Raw genomic sequence first — 14,367 nt, 5'->3', positions numbered from 1 at the left:
TATCGAATTCAAGAAAGAGCAAGCAGGCGTTCACAACTATACTGTTGAAGAAGTGAAAGGTACTGATGGAACTGTTACTTATGATGAGATGAAAGCAGTAGTAACTGTAGAAGTTAAACATGACGGAACAGCAAAAGCTCTCATCACTAACGTAACTGATCCAGCAGACAAAGAGTTCAACAACAAGGTGATTCCACCAGAAACTCCTGAGTTCAATCCAGAGAAATATATTCTTAATGAAGAGAAATTTGATATCACTGGAAATAAACTCCTTGATGATGATAAAGAGTTGACTGATAAAGTAGCTGATACCAACAAAGATCCATACGTGGACAAAGTTGATAATAATGAAAAGCAAAATATCAATACTCAAACACTCCATAAGGGTGATAAGGTTGTTTACCAAGTATGGTTAGATACAACTAAATTCACTGAAGCTCACAATATTCAATCTGTTGGTATTACAGATAAATATGATAGCGAAAACTTGGATGTTAACGTATCTGAAATTAAGGCTTATGATTCAGTAACTGGTGAAGATGTAACAGCTAAGTTTGATATCTCAATTGTGGATGGTGTCATTACTGCTACATCTAAGGCTGACTTGACTAAGTCACTTGGAGATGCAGAAAATACTCAAGTAATCGACACTGCTAAATTAGCATTTGGACGTTACTACAAGTTTGATATTCCAGCACGTATCAAGGGAACTGCTAAAGAAGGTGTAGATATTGAAAATACAGCTTCTCAAATTGTTCACCAATATGATCCAACTAAGAAATCAGTTGAAAAACCAGAAAAACCAACTGAAAAACGTGTTGTTAATATTCCAGTGAAAGTTGAATTCAACTTCACGAAGAAATTGGAAGGTCGTGCGTTGAAAGCTGGTGAATTCAGCTTCGTATTGAAAGACAAAGATGGTAACGTGATTGAAACCGTAAGCAATGATGCTGAAGGTAAGATCAAGTTCTCAGCTCTTGAATTCAAACGTGGTCAAGAAGGTACTTATATCTATCATGTAGAAGAAGTGAAAGGTACAGAGGCTGGAGTTGAGTACGATAAGATGGTAGCGACTGTTGGAGTTACTGTAACTAAGGATGGTAAAGTGTTGACTCTTACTTCACAAATGCCTGAAGATACTGAGTTTAACAACAAGGTAACACCGCCAACACCACCAACACCACCAACACCACCAACACCACCAACACCACCAACACCACCAACACCACCAACACCACCAACACCAGTAACACCACCAACACCAGAAAAACCTAAAGGTCCTGAGTTGCCAAACACTGGTGAACAATCTAAATCTGGAATTGCTGCACTTGGTGCTGCACTTGGTCTTGTAGGTCTAGGTTTGGTTGCGAAACGCCAAAAAGAAGATGAAGCTTAATATTTCTAGTTTTCTAGAATGATTCAAGATTTGTCTTTGAATATCTAAAGCAAAGATATTCTAAAGTTGGTTATACATTTATTAAATAAGTGTATGTAATCGCAAGAAGAGAGGTTAATGCCTCTCTTTTTGTTTTTATAATTTATTTAAGAAACCGAAAGCTTTGAATAAATATAAAACTTTAAAATTAATTAAACAAATGGTCAGTTATTGTACATTTTTCAAATAAGTATGGTATAATTTGATAAGACAATCAGATGTTTTCTAATCGTAAAGGAGGTTATTATGAAGCATAAATTGTCTAAATGTTTAACATTTTTTTAATGTTTTTGCTAATAGGCTTATCAATAGTTAAATTATCAAAAACAGTTCAAGCGGATTCGGTGACGGGTTATAATCTTGATACTAAGATTATTCATGAGAAATCTGGCCTTGAATTGAGTGATGATGTGGAAGTTATTGCTGGGGAACGTTTAATCGCAACTTATCAATTAACTTTTCCAGATAATCAGAATATCTCTGAGAATGATCAATTGATTTTAGATATTCCTAGAGAGCTCAGATTGATTACAAATTTGACATTTGACGTTACAAATAGTAAGGGTACGAAGGTTGGTGTTGCTCATACAGATCCTAGTACAGGAAAAGTTACGATAACTTTTACAGATTATTTTTCTAAGAGACCTGAGAATAAAGAGCTTTCTTTACAGTTTAATTTAACTATTAATCGAGAAGTTGTTAAGGAGAGTCAACCAGTTACTGTTACCATTGATCATAAGACTTATAGTTTCAAGTACAAACAAGATAGTGGTGAAGCAGGCGACTATGAGATGAAATACGGTTATCAAGATGATACAGATCCAAGTATTATTAAGTGGCGTATTCTCTTGAACGCCAATCAAGATATGATTCGTGGGATGACAATTACGGATACTTTTGGTAATGGACAAACCTTAATTCCTGAATCATTTAGAGCTGTTCGTTATGATACACAACCTACAAAAATTCGTAATGAGGCTCATATTCTCACGTTAGAGCCATTAGATAACTTTTCAAACAAGGCAGTATTCACTAAAAATGCTCAAGGAGGAATCACAGGCTTTACGATTCCATTTGGAGATAACTATCATTGGGCAATGTATATTGAATACTCTACTAAATTACCAGATGGAGTTCCTGTAGGTTCATTAGTATCGAATAATTTGGCATGGTCTGCCACAAATTTTAAGACACGTAGTATGGTACGTGAAGTCCGTCTAGAGTCAGGATCAGGTCTTGGTAACGCTGAAAAATCAGAATCAGTTATCTTAAAGGCTCACAAAACTTTAAAAGGGAAAACACTAGAAAAAGATCAGTTTAACTTTGCACTTTATGATGCTGCAAACCCTAGTGAACCTCTTCAAATTGTAAAAAATGCTGAAGATGGAAGTGTAACCTTCAATGCTATTAAGTATAAAAAAGAAGGAGTTTACAACTATATCATTCGTGAAGTTCTTCCTGAAACCACTGATAATTACGATTATGATAGCCATGAACTAAAGGTTACTGTAACAGTAACGGATGATGATGGTATCAAAAAGGGAACAGTGTCTTACGGTGAAGAGGAAACTACATTTACTAATATTTACAAAGGAACTACAAGTATAAAAGGTAAGAAAATATGGGATGATGCTGATAATAAAGCTGGTATCCGTCCCGATGTTATAACTGTTCGTCTCTTGGCTAATGGTAAAGAAGTAGCAAGTAAATCAGTTAAATCAGAAGAGAATTGGAATTTTATCTTTGAGCAGCTGCCTGAAAATGATGCTGAAGGAAATGCAATTGTTTATACTGTAGTAGAAGATAAAGTTGCAGGATATACGACTGTTATTGATCAGAAAAACTATATTATCACTAATACACATGTCCCTAATATTCCTGATATTCCTGAAGTGACAGAATTAAAAGTCAGCAAGCTTTGGGATGATGCTGATAATAAAGCAGGAAAACGCCCAAATAGCATTAAGGTACAACTCTATGCTGATGGAAGTAAAGTAGGGCAAGAAGTTATTTTAAACGAAGATAATAATTGGACTCATACTTTTACAAATCTTCCGAAATATATAGCAGGAAAAATGATTAGCTATACAATTAGTGAGGTCAATGTTCCTGAGGGATATGTATCAAAAACAGTTCGAGAAAAGGAAACGAACCTAGTCTTGATTAACACTTATCAACCACCAGTGCCTCCAGGTCCAGTAACGCCTCCAGGCCCAGTAACACCTCCAGGTCCAGTAACACCTCCAGGCCCAGTAACACCTCCAGGTCCAGTAACACCTCCAGATCCAGTAACACCTCCATCACCAGTAACATCATCAACGCCTGAAAAGAAAAAGGCCAATGAGTTACCAAAAACAGGTGAGCAGAAAACTACAGTTTTAATCGTTTTAGGAGTAGCACTTGGTTTAGTTGGATTGAGTTTGATTGCTAAACGTAAAAAATAATATAAGAAAAAGAATCATTTTCTAAAATATAATTAGGAAGTGCTTCTGATATAAGATTTAAGAGAGGATGTCAAACTCCTCTCTTTTTTGCTTAAGGGTAGAACTCTTAATTGATTTCTTTAGTATATTTATATTTTCAACAAAAATAAACCGTTTTCACTTGACAAAAATTGGTCTATACCATATAATAAAATAAAGAATATGGAGGACAAAATTATGAAAGTTATTCAAGTGGAAAATCCAATTGAAGGTGGAAAAGTTGCTTTTGATATCTTAAAAGAAAAATTGGAAAACGGTGCACAAACATTGGGACTTGCAACAGGAAGCAGTCCTTTGGAGTTTTACCAACAAATCGTTGAGAGCGATCTTGATTTTTCAAATTTTACAAGTGTGAACTTGGATGAGTACGTAGGTCTTGATGGGGACAATCCTCAATCATACCGTTACTTTATGCAAGAAAATTTATTCAACAAGAAACCATTTAAAGAAAGTTTCTTGCCACGTGGTGTCAAGGATAATGCAGAAGCAGAAGTAGAACGCTACAACCAAATCCTTGCTGACCATCCAGTTGACCTACAAATCTTAGGAATTGGTCGCAATGGTCATATTGGCTTTAATGAACCAGGCACACCATTTGACAGTCAAACTCATCTTGTAGAACTTGACCAGTCTACTATCGAAGCTAACGCACGTTTCTTTAAAAAGATTGAAGATGTTCCAACACAAGCTATTTCAATGGGGATTAAGAACATTTTGGATGCTAAGTCTATCCTTCTATTTGCTTATGGTGAATCAAAAGCAGAAGCTATCGCTGGAACTGTTGAAGGCCCTGTGACAGAAAGTCTACCTGCAAGTAGTCTGCAAAACCATCCAGATGTGACCATTATCGCAGATGCAGCAGCACTCAGCTTGTTAAAAAAATAAGATTTTAATCATTAAAAACCATTCGATCCTATAGATTGGGTGGTTTTTTGGTTTGGATATGCTCAAAAAATGAATAGAGTTTATCTGAAAGTGGTACAATAATTTTAATAGAGGAGTGGTTGAGAAATATGAAGCTGAGTTTACCTTGAAAATCAGGTAGGATCTCTATTTATAAAAAATGATAGAATGAAAGCATGACAAGAATAGTAAGAAAATCTGAAAAGAAGAAGCGCGATCGTGCAAAAGGAAACAAATCTTATAGAAGATAATAAAAGGGCTGAAAATCAAAGTTTTCTGTATTTTTTACATGAAGAAAATAAATTTGACTATTCGTCACTTTCTGATTTTTGTCAGTATTTAGCAAAGATAGAAGCTATTAGTTTAGCTCAACTAAAGGATTTACATTTTATTCAAGAGCAGATACTTAAACATCTTGCCTGGCATTTTGATAGTCAGGATCTGTATATCATTTTTTATTTACCGTCAGATTATGGGAAATATCTAGATTCCATTGAGTGTGAAATAAATGAATTATTTGGCCGTCTGGAATGAATTTTATAAGTGGGGAACTAGGTTAGGTGTAAGGGGAAAATTTTTTTAAAATCAAATGGAATGATTTGGGAGAATTTCATTTTTTTCTTGACAATTTTCTTTATTCCGTGTAAAATAGAATAGATCTTGAACTTGAAGGGAGTGAAAAAAATGTCTAAAACAGTAGTACGTAAGAATGAATCTCTTGACGATGCTCTTCGTCGTTTCAAACGTGCAGTTACTAAAGCTGGTACTCTTCAAGAAACACGCAAACGTGAATTCTATGAAAAACCTTCTGTAAAACGTAAACGTAAATCAGAAGCAGCTCGTAAACGTAAAAAATTCTAATTAATAAGAAAGGCTAGACTTGTCTAGTCTTTTTTTATACAGTAGATAGAGGAAAGTGGTTCTTATGAGAGAGTATGTAAAAGAATATCAAAAGATGCGTGAAGATCATTTTAAAGATTGAGGCTATTATTCTGATCCGATAAATTTGCTAGAATTTGAAGAGTCGAACCAAAAAATATTTGAGAAGTATTTGAACAATTCGAAAGTAATGTCCGATGATATTTTAAGGATAAAGTTGTACAGTAGTTTATTGTTAGATGATATCAAGTATTTTGCATATTATGTATCATTTTTAGATGGAGACTATAATCTGTTAAATAAAGCTTTGTGGCAAATAGGAAGAGTAGAGTTAATTAAAGGTGGTTTGCTTGCAAGTGGAACAATCTATACAGCTGGAATTTTGAGAGGATTATTTAACTGTTTTGCTTGTAATGATTTTTCAGTCATTTCATCTTTCATTCCAGAAGACTTACCCTCATTGAAAGGAACCTATTATCCAGAAAATGTCATCAATCTGTTATATGCTCTTTATTATCAAGATGAAGACAGATTGTCTGAGGCTCTCATACTGGCACAACAGTTTCTAGAGAAGAAAAAAAGAACAGGTATGGAAGAATTTTCTGTTCGCTACTTTATAAGTTTGGTACAAAAGGATGTAGATGGGATAAGCATGGCTTTACAAAACTTATGTCGTGCTTATCAGAGACAGGGTTATCCCTGTGACAAGATTGATAAATGCTTTGCTGATGAGGTTCATGGTCTTTATCGGTTGTTAAGATTCTTTGATCATGCCTTGTTTGAAGCAATCAGGATGCCATCTCATAAGACTTTTCTGCAAGATTTTGAAAAATGGCAAGTTCAAAATCAGTTTCCACAGGGACAACAGTTCTATGTCTATCCACAAGATATAGCTGATGCAAACCGAATACTCACAAAATAACTTCCAAGAATTCACATAAAAAAATCAGGAAGGGATTTGGTCATAGATGTTGATCGATTTTCGGAAGATTTGCCTCAACTAATTTAACAAAGTACTAGAAGACGTACTTATTGAAACTTTTTATAATTAATTTTAAAGTAATACCCCAAACACTGTTAAAAACATAAACTTCCTACCACAATTTGATATAATAGTAGGGAGAACTCGATTGAAGGAGAAAATTATGTCGGTTTTAGTCAAAGAAGTGATTGATAAGCTTAGGCTAGACATTGTCTATGGTGAGCCAGAATTACTTAAAAAGGAAATCAATACAGGCGATATTTGTCGTCCAGGTCTCGAAATGACAGGCTATTTTGATTACTATACCCCAGAGCGGATTCAACTATTGGGGATGAAAGAGTGGTCTTATCTGATTAGCATGTCTTCTCATAACCGCTACCATATTTTGCAGAAATTGTTCCAACCGGAAACACCTGCAGTTATTGTTGCGCGTGGTTTAGTAGTTCCAGAGGAAATGCTAAAGGCTGCTAGAGAATGTAAAATCGCTATTTTAACGAGTCGTACAGCAACAAGTCGTCTGTCTGGGGAATTATCAAGTTACCTAGATTCTCGTTTGGCTGAGCGTGAAAGTGTACATGGTGTCTTGATGGATATCTATGGTATGGGTGTGTTAATCCAGGGCGACAGTGGTATTGGTAAGAGTGAGACAGGTCTAGAACTCGTGAAACGAGGACACCGTTTGGTGGCTGATGACCGTGTAGATATCTTTGCTAAGGATGAAATGACTCTCTGGGGTGAACCAGCTGAAATCTTGAAGCATTTACTTGAGATTCGTGGTGTTGGTATTATAGATGTGATGAGTCTTTATGGTGCCAGTGCAGTTAAGGATTCTTCACAAGTTCAGTTAGCTGTATATCTTGAAAATTATGACACGCAAAAGACTTTTGATCGTCTAGGCAATAATGCTGAGGAATTGGAGATTTCTGGAGTATCCATTCCACGTATCCGCATTCCTGTAAAAACAGGACGTAATATTTCTGTAGTTATCGAAGCAGCAGCGATGAATTATCGTGCTAAGGAAATGGGCTTTGATGCTACTCGCTTGTTTGAAGAAAGATTGACAAATCTGATTGCAAAGAACGAGGTGAAAGATGATTGATCCAATCGCTTTTCAAATTGGTCCTTTAGCTGTTAGATGGTATGCACTCTGCATTGTTTCAGGTCTTGTTTTAGCGGTATATCTTGCTAGTAAAGAAGCACCTAAAAAGAAGATTTTATCTGATGATATTTTGGACTTTATCTTAATTGCTTTTCCTTTATCCATCATTGGTGCTAGACTCTACTATGTTATCTTTAGATTTGATTATTATAGCCAACATCTGGGAGAGATTTTTGCTATTTGGAATGGTGGTCTTGCCATATACGGTGGTTTAATTACTGGATCAATTGTTCTCTATATCTTTGCTGATCGCAAATTAATCAATACTTGGGATTTCTTAGACATTGCAGCTCCGAGCGTCATGATTGCTCAGAGTCTAGGGCGTTGGGGAAACTTCTTTAACCAAGAAGCTTATGGAGCAGTCGTTGAAAATCTTGATTACTTACCTGATTTTATTAAGAATCAGATGTATATTGATGGCTCTTACCGCCAACCAACCTTCTTATACGAATCTATCTGGAATCTGATCGGTTTTGCATTAATTGTCATTTTTAGACGCCGATTAAAGAATATCCGTCGTGGTCATATCACTGCCTTTTATCTAATTTGGTACGGATTTGGACGTATGATTATTGAGGGCATGCGTACGGATAGTCTCATGTTCTTTGGACTCCGAGTATCCCAGTGGTTGTCTGCCCTATTGATTGGCCTTGGTATTTATATCATCTTTTATCAAAATCGGAAAAAAGCACCATTTTATAATGTAAAAAAGGAGAATTAAAATGTTAGAAGTGGCTTATATTATTGTGGCAATTGCCTTGGTTGTCTTTTTAGTTTATCTGATTATTACCCTTCAAAAAGTTGGTCGTGTAATTGATGAAACTGAAAAAACTGTTAAAACTTTAACATCAGATGTAGATGTAACTCTTCATCAAACAAATGAATTGCTTACAAAGGTCAACGTTCTTGTTGATGATATCAATGTCAAAGTTGCTACAATTGATCCCCTCTTTACAGCTGTTGCAGACCTTTCTGTTTCTGTTTCTGACCTAAATGAACAAGCACGTGTTTTGAGTAAAAAGGCATCATCTGCTGGATCAAAAACTATAAAAACTGGTGCAGGTTTGTCTGCTATTCGTGTTGCAAGTAAATTTTTTAAAAAATAAAAAAGGAGTTGACTAATGGGAAAACTATCATCTATCCTTTTAGGAACTGTTTCAGGTGTTGCAGCTGCCTTGTTTCTAACAAGTGACAAAGGAAAACAAGTTAGAAGCCAAGCACAAGAATTTTTAGAAGATCTAAAAGAAGATCCTGAGTATGCTAAAGAGCAGGTTTGTGAAAAATTAACGGATGTCAAAGAACAAACCAAAGAATTTGTTCTGAAAACAAAAGAGCAGATTGAATCTGGGGAAATTACTCTTGACACTGTTCTTGATAAAGCAAAATATCATGCTCAACAAGCGACTGAAGCTTCAAAAGAAACCTTGAATCATTTTAAATCACAACTGGAAGAGAAAGTAGTTGTGGAAGAAAAAGAAAATGGTCAAGAAATTGTCATTGAGCTTCAAGAAAAGTAACATAGAATCACCATTTCTTGGTTTTCTAGAAAATCAAGAATGGTGATTTTTTTCTTGAGTGAACTCTTTGTGGTATAATAAATACTATGCAGAAGAAACCGACATCAGCCTATGTGCATATTCCGTTTTGCACACAGATTTGTTATTATTGTGACTTTTCAAAAGTCTTTATTAAAAATCAGCCAGTAGACAGCTATCTAGAGCATCTACTGCAAGAATTTCATTCTTATGATATTCAAAAATTGCGTACACTCTATATTGGTGGTGGGACACCGACAGCCTTGTCTGCTTCTCAATTGGAAGTTTTGTTAGAAGGATTGACTAAAAAACTGGACTTATCAATGTTGGAAGAGTTGACCATTGAGGCCAATCCTGGTGACCTGGATACTGATAAGATTGCTGTGTTGAAAAATTCTGCAGTTAATCGTGTATCACTAGGAGTTCAGACCTTTGATGACAAAATGCTGAAAAAGATTGGGCGTAGTCATACTGAAAAGGATATCTATGAAAATATCGATCGCCTTAAACTAGCTGGTTTTGATAATATTTCCATTGACTTAATTTACGCACTTCCTGGTCAGACTATGGAACAAGTTAAGGACAATGTTGCCAAAGCAATTGCCCTTGATATTCCCCACATGAGTCTCTATAGCTTAATTTTGGAAAATCATACGGTCTTTATGAATCGTATGAGACGAGGGAAATTACCACTTCCTAAGGAAGAATTAGAAGCGGAGATGTTTGACTATATCATTGCAGAGTTAGAAAGAGCTGGATTTGAGCATTATGAAATTTCTAATTTTTCTAAGCCAGGCTTTGAAAGTCGACATAATCTCATGTATTGGGACAATGCCGAATATTATGGAATAGGTGCGGGAGCATCTGGTTATGTAGATGGTGTTCGCTATAAAAACCATGGGCCTATCCGCCATTATCTAAAGGCAGTAGAAGAGAGGAGTGCCCGTATCAATGAGGAACACCTGAGTCTAAGGGAGCAAATGGAAGAAGAGATGTTTCTCGGCCTTCGCAAGAAGTCAGGAGTTTCCATGGCACGCTTTGAAGAAAAATTCGAACGGTCTTTCCAGGAACTGTATGGAGAAATCGTCAAAGACTTGATTCAACAAGATCTCATGCAGGTTGATGGCGATCGTGTTCGCATGACCAAGAGAGGTCTCTTTTTAGGAGATACAGTAGCAGAACGATTTATATTGGAGTAAAATTATGGGTTTAACTTATCAAATGAAGATGAAAATTCCTTTTGATATGGCTGATATGAATGGCCATATCAAGCTACCAGATGTGATTTTGTTGTCTCTCCAGGTATCAGGAATGCAGTCAATTGAGCTGGGAGTGAGTGATAAGGATGTTTTAGAACAGTATAATCTAGTCTGGATTATCACTGATTATGATATCGATGTTGTACGTTTACCTCAATTTGCTGAGGAAATCACCATTGAAACGGAAGCCTTGACTTACAATCGTCTCTTTTGCTACCGCCGATTTACTATTTATGATGAAGCTGGTCAAGAGATCGTTCATATGGTAGCTACCTTTGTCCTTATGGACCGTGAAAGTCGAAAGGTTCATCCTGTAGTACCAGAAATTGTCGCCCCTTATCAATCTGAGTTTTCTAAGAAACTGGTCCGTGGGCCAAAATATAGAGAGCTGGAAGAAGCGATAAGCAAGGATTATCACGTTCGTTTCTATGACTTAGATATGAATGGTCACGTCAATAACAGCAAATACCTAGACTGGATTTTTGAGGTCATGGGAGCAGATTTCCTTACTAATCATATCCCCCAAAAAATTAACCTCAAATATGTCAAGGAAGTTCGACCAGGCGGAATGATTACTTCTAGTTATGAATTAAATGGATTAGAGAGTGATCATCAAGTCACAAGTGATGGTGACATCAATGCTCAAGCAAAGATAACTTGGCAAGAAATTAACAAAGATTAGAAAGAAAGATATGTCTTATAAAGGATATTTAATTGATTTAGACGGAACGATTTATAAGGGGAAAGATAGAATCCCTGCGGGAGAGGCTTTTGTTCACGAGTTACAAAAAAGAGAGATTCCTTATCTTTTTGTAACAAACAACACCACTCGTACACCTGAAAGTGTTCAAGAGATGTTAGCCAATCAGTTTAACATTGACACACCTGTATCGACGATCTATACTGCAACTTTAGCTACAATTGATTACATGAATGACCTAGGACTTGAAAAGACAGTCTATGTCATCGGAGAAGCAGGCCTAAAGGAGGCCATTCAAGCAGCAGGGTATGTCGAAGATAAAGAAAATCCAGCCTATGTGGTTGTTGGTTTGGACTGGCAAGTAGACTATGAAAAATTTGCTAAGGCAACCCTAGCTATCCATAAAGGTGCTCACTTTATCGGTACCAACCCAGATTTAAATATTCCAACGGAACGTGGACTTTTGCCTGGTGCCGGTTCACTGATTACTCTTCTTGAAGCAGCAACTCGTGTAAAACCAGTTTATATTGGAAAACCTAATGCGATTATTATGGACAAGGCTGTTGAACACCTAGGACTTGAACGCCAAGAAATTGTCATGGTGGGAGATAATTATCTTACTGATATTCGAGCTGGTATTGACAATGGCATTCCTAGTCTTTTGGTAACGACAGGATTTACAAAACCTGAAGAAGTAGAGGATTTGCCAATTGCACCAACTCATGTCCTTTCAAGTCTAGCGGAGTGGAATTTCGATGAAAACTAAGTTTACTTTTGTAGGAAGTATTCTCTTTCTCCTCTCGCTTGCGATTTTATTGACTATTTACCTGGCTTGGTTGGTTTACCCTCTGGAGATTTCTTGGTTAAACTTGACAAATCGTGTTCATCTGCAACCTCAGACCATCCAGCATAATTTTAATGTTTTGATGGATTATTTGACCAATCCATTGAGTCAAGTATTGGAAATGCCGGATTTTCCTTCCTCTGCCTCTGGTATTCACCACTTTGTGGTTGTAAAGGGACTCTTCCATCTTGCTCAAGGAGTAGCAGTAGTAACTCTACCGATTTTCTATCTTTTTTGGAAGCAAGTTATTCAGAAAGGTTTTCTGCCACTTTATCGTAGAGCACTCTTAATCATACTTTCTCTACCTTTGGTTCTTGGTTTAGTTGGTGTCTTCATTGGTTTTGAACAATTCTTTACCTTGTTTCATCAGATTCTATTTGTAGGTGATGATACCTGGTTGTTTGATCCAGCAAAAGATCCTATCATTCTCATCCTACCAGAGAACTTTTTCCTCCATGCCTTTCTCCTATTTTTCTGCTTGTATGAATTGATTTTTGGATTTATGTACCTACAGAGTCGAAAAACAAATAGATAAGTGAAGAAAAGTATTACTGATTCCAAATAAAATGTAGGAAGAAACTATCGTTTGTAACATGAATATTTCTATATTTAAGCAAAACATTCATATGTAATTCTAAAAAACCTATTTTTCTTGAAAAAGTAGGTTTTTTTACGGAAATAACTAGTCAAGCGCTTTATTTTTTTGTATAATAGAAATAGAAAAGTATGTAAAGAAGAGGAAAGCATGATTACACTATTTTTATCACCGAGTTGTACATCATGTCGTAAAGCAAAGGCCTGGCTCGAGAAGCATAAAGTGCCCTTCCAAGAGCATAATATTATGACCAGCCCTTTAACGAGAAAAGAACTGCAACACATTCTTTCCTTGACCGAAAATGGTACTGATGACATCATCTCGACTCGTTCAAAGATTTTTCAAAAATTGAATATTGATGTAGAGAGTATCTCAGTATCGGAGTTGCTTCATTTAATTGAGCAGTATCCAAGTCTTTTGCGTCGTCCGATTATTATTGACGCAAAACGGATGCAAATCGGTTTTAATGAAGATGAGATTCGTGCTTTTCTCCCTCGTAGTTACCGTAAACAAGAACTGAAAGAAGCTACATTGAGAGCTGGTATTAATTAGATGAATAAACAGTATAGTTACCCACTAGATTTGTCGTGGAGCACTGAAGAACTTGCTTCAGTGCTTTCTTTTTTTAATGATGTTGAAGCAGCCTATGAGACTAAGGTAGAAGCAAAGAAACTACTAGATTCCTATAAGGGATTCAAAGCGGTTGTTCCAAGCAAGAGTGAAGAGAAACGCTTGGGTCGTGAATTTGAATCTGCGAGTGGTTATTCCTTCTATCGAGTTGTCCAATTGGCCAAAGAACAAGGGGAAGGGAAGATTTCGCTTGGAAAATAAATTTGTGTTTGCCAAAGAGATTGTCAAGGAAGCAGGAGACTATATTCTAGCTCACATGCAGGAAGAATTGAATATTGAGAGAAAATCATCTCCTACAGACTTGGTGACTCGTTTGGACAAGGAAGTTCAGAATTTTTTGGTTGATAGGATTCGTTCGTATTATCCTGATGACCAATTTTGTGCAGAAGAGGGCTGTCTGCGTGCTTCAGTTGGATATGGATCTGTTTGGGTCATTGATCCCATTGATGGTACTAACAACTTTGTCGCACAAGGTGAAGATTTCGCCATTATGGTAGCGTATTTTGAAAACGGTGTGGGTCAGTTTGGGATCATTTATGATGTCATGAAAGGTCATTGTTATCATGGAGGAGGTGCTTTTCAGGCCTGTCTCAATGAAGAACCCTTGCCTAATTTTAAGGATAAGCCCTTGCGTGATTTTCTGATTGCGAGTAATGCTGGTATGTTGGAAACAAACGCTTGGGGTGTAGCAGAATTGGCTAATGCTTCACTTGGTGTGCGAATATATGGAAGTGCAGCTATCAGCTTTTCAAAAATCCTCTCAGGTCAGCTATTGACCTATATCACCTATCTCCAACCTTGGGATTATGCTGCAGCTAGTATTATAGGAGAAAGTTTAGGGTATCAGATTGTAACCTTAACTGGAGAACCGGTGGATTTTCAGACACGACAACCAATTATGATGGTTCCAACTGACAAGTTGGCAGAAATCCAATCCTATATCTATGAAAGGAAATAAAATTA

General features: G+C 36.5%; 17 protein-coding genes. All 17 read left to right on the top strand.

All coding sequences use genetic code 11. The features are described 5' to 3' along the window. A partial coding sequence (locus HMPREF1116_RS07565; protein WP_000519561.1) for an SspB-related isopeptide-forming adhesin occupies positions 1-1,396 on the top strand: 1,396 nt, incomplete at its 5' end. Between the two features lie 323 nt (positions 1,397-1,719). Continuing rightward, on the top strand, positions 1,720-3,879 hold the full coding sequence (locus tag HMPREF1116_RS11700) for a Cna B-type domain-containing protein (RefSeq protein WP_231161341.1): 2,160 nt from the start codon (positions 1,720-1,722) through the stop codon (positions 3,877-3,879). A 216-nt stretch (positions 3,880-4,095) separates the two neighbouring features. Continuing rightward, a complete protein-coding gene (locus HMPREF1116_RS07560) occupies positions 4,096-4,803 on the top strand; it encodes a glucosamine-6-phosphate deaminase (RefSeq protein WP_000864782.1) in 708 nt (235 codons plus the stop codon). Positions 4,804-5,040: 237 nt separating this feature from the next. Then, positions 5,041-5,355, top strand: a complete 315-nt coding sequence (locus tag HMPREF1116_RS07555) for a hypothetical protein (RefSeq protein WP_001168507.1) — start codon at positions 5,041-5,043, stop codon at positions 5,353-5,355. A gap of 150 nt (positions 5,356-5,505) precedes the next feature. Beyond that, positions 5,506-5,682, top strand: coding sequence for a 30S ribosomal protein S21 (rpsU, locus tag HMPREF1116_RS07550; RefSeq protein WP_000048054.1), 177 nt, complete (start codon positions 5,506-5,508; stop codon positions 5,680-5,682). A gap of 208 nt (positions 5,683-5,890) precedes the next feature. Then, the gene (locus HMPREF1116_RS07545) at positions 5,891-6,622 is read left to right on the top strand and encodes a hypothetical protein (RefSeq protein ID WP_231161340.1); all 732 of its coding nucleotides are present in this window, start codon (positions 5,891-5,893) and stop codon (positions 6,620-6,622) included. A gap of 223 nt (positions 6,623-6,845) precedes the next feature. Beyond that, entirely contained in the window at positions 6,846-7,781 is a 936-nt protein-coding gene (hprK, locus tag HMPREF1116_RS07540; protein WP_000115135.1) for an HPr(Ser) kinase/phosphatase, read from the top strand. Beyond that, positions 7,774-8,562, top strand: a complete 789-nt coding sequence (gene lgt / locus HMPREF1116_RS07535; RefSeq protein ID WP_000566791.1) for a prolipoprotein diacylglyceryl transferase — start codon at positions 7,774-7,776, stop codon at positions 8,560-8,562. The genes hprK and lgt overlap by 8 nt, the downstream gene beginning before the upstream one ends. A 1-nt stretch (position 8,563) precedes the next feature. Next, entirely contained in the window at positions 8,564-8,947 is a 384-nt protein-coding gene (locus tag HMPREF1116_RS07530; RefSeq protein WP_000895021.1) for a DUF948 domain-containing protein, read from the top strand. 15 nt (positions 8,948-8,962) lie between these two features. Further along, entirely contained in the window at positions 8,963-9,358 is a 396-nt protein-coding gene (locus HMPREF1116_RS07525; RefSeq protein ID WP_000517401.1) for a YtxH domain-containing protein, read from the top strand. 86 nt (positions 9,359-9,444) lie between these two features. After that, complete coding sequence (hemW, locus tag HMPREF1116_RS07520) at positions 9,445-10,575, top strand: radical SAM family heme chaperone HemW (RefSeq protein WP_001170100.1); 1,131 nt, start codon at positions 9,445-9,447, stop codon at positions 10,573-10,575. 4 nt (positions 10,576-10,579) lie between these two features. Next, a complete protein-coding gene (locus HMPREF1116_RS07515; protein ID WP_000524794.1) occupies positions 10,580-11,317 on the top strand; it encodes an acyl-[acyl-carrier-protein] thioesterase in 738 nt (245 codons plus the stop codon). Between the two features lie 10 nt (positions 11,318-11,327). Then, positions 11,328-12,101 (top strand): TIGR01457 family HAD-type hydrolase, encoded by a 774-nt coding sequence (locus tag HMPREF1116_RS07510; RefSeq protein WP_000120628.1) that lies wholly within the window; start codon positions 11,328-11,330, stop codon positions 12,099-12,101. Then, complete coding sequence (locus HMPREF1116_RS07505; RefSeq protein ID WP_000850053.1) at positions 12,091-12,714, top strand: TIGR01906 family membrane protein; 624 nt, start codon at positions 12,091-12,093, stop codon at positions 12,712-12,714. Before HMPREF1116_RS07510 ends, HMPREF1116_RS07505 begins: the two co-directional genes overlap by 11 nt. 210 nt (positions 12,715-12,924) lie before the next feature. Beyond that, positions 12,925-13,326, top strand: coding sequence for a Spx/MgsR family RNA polymerase-binding regulatory protein (locus HMPREF1116_RS07500; protein WP_000631256.1), 402 nt, complete (start codon positions 12,925-12,927; stop codon positions 13,324-13,326). Then, positions 13,327-13,605: a UPF0223 family protein gene (locus HMPREF1116_RS07495; protein ID WP_001041984.1), complete on the top strand. Its 279-nt coding sequence runs from the start codon at positions 13,327-13,329 to the stop codon at positions 13,603-13,605. Then, positions 13,595-14,362 (top strand): inositol monophosphatase family protein, encoded by a 768-nt coding sequence (locus HMPREF1116_RS07490; protein ID WP_000428169.1) that lies wholly within the window; start codon positions 13,595-13,597, stop codon positions 14,360-14,362. The genes HMPREF1116_RS07495 and HMPREF1116_RS07490 overlap by 11 nt, the downstream gene beginning before the upstream one ends. Positions 14,363-14,367 lie beyond the last annotated feature (5 nt).

The sequence above is a fragment of the Streptococcus sp. SK140 genome, assembly GCF_000259525.1.
In the GTDB taxonomy this organism is placed as follows: Bacteria; Bacillota; Bacilli; order Lactobacillales; family Streptococcaceae; genus Streptococcus.
Note: the sequence above shows the minus strand (reverse complement) of the source record. Positions and strands in the feature narration are given on the sequence as shown.

Coding starts and splice junctions, on each gene's coding strand:
- HMPREF1116_RS07510 (WP_000120628.1), top strand. CDS start 11,328: ATGTCTTATAAAGGATATTTAATTGATTTAGACGGAACGATTTATAAG.
- hemW (WP_001170100.1), top strand. CDS start 9,445: ATGCAGAAGAAACCGACATCAGCCTATGTGCATATTCCGTTTTGCACA.
- HMPREF1116_RS07525 (WP_000517401.1), top strand. CDS start 8,963: ATGGGAAAACTATCATCTATCCTTTTAGGAACTGTTTCAGGTGTTGCA.
- HMPREF1116_RS07530 (WP_000895021.1), top strand. CDS start 8,564: ATGTTAGAAGTGGCTTATATTATTGTGGCAATTGCCTTGGTTGTCTTT.
- HMPREF1116_RS07515 (WP_000524794.1), top strand. CDS start 10,580: ATGGGTTTAACTTATCAAATGAAGATGAAAATTCCTTTTGATATGGCT.
- HMPREF1116_RS07505 (WP_000850053.1), top strand. CDS start 12,091: ATGAAAACTAAGTTTACTTTTGTAGGAAGTATTCTCTTTCTCCTCTCG.
- lgt (WP_000566791.1), top strand. CDS start 7,774: ATGATTGATCCAATCGCTTTTCAAATTGGTCCTTTAGCTGTTAGATGG.
- HMPREF1116_RS07560 (WP_000864782.1), top strand. CDS start 4,096: ATGAAAGTTATTCAAGTGGAAAATCCAATTGAAGGTGGAAAAGTTGCT.
- HMPREF1116_RS07545 (WP_231161340.1), top strand. CDS start 5,891: ATGTCCGATGATATTTTAAGGATAAAGTTGTACAGTAGTTTATTGTTA.
- hprK (WP_000115135.1), top strand. CDS start 6,846: ATGTCGGTTTTAGTCAAAGAAGTGATTGATAAGCTTAGGCTAGACATT.
- HMPREF1116_RS07500 (WP_000631256.1), top strand. CDS start 12,925: ATGATTACACTATTTTTATCACCGAGTTGTACATCATGTCGTAAAGCA.
- HMPREF1116_RS11700 (WP_231161341.1), top strand. CDS start 1,720: ATGTTTTTGCTAATAGGCTTATCAATAGTTAAATTATCAAAAACAGTT.
- HMPREF1116_RS07495 (WP_001041984.1), top strand. CDS start 13,327: ATGAATAAACAGTATAGTTACCCACTAGATTTGTCGTGGAGCACTGAA.
- rpsU (WP_000048054.1), top strand. CDS start 5,506: ATGTCTAAAACAGTAGTACGTAAGAATGAATCTCTTGACGATGCTCTT.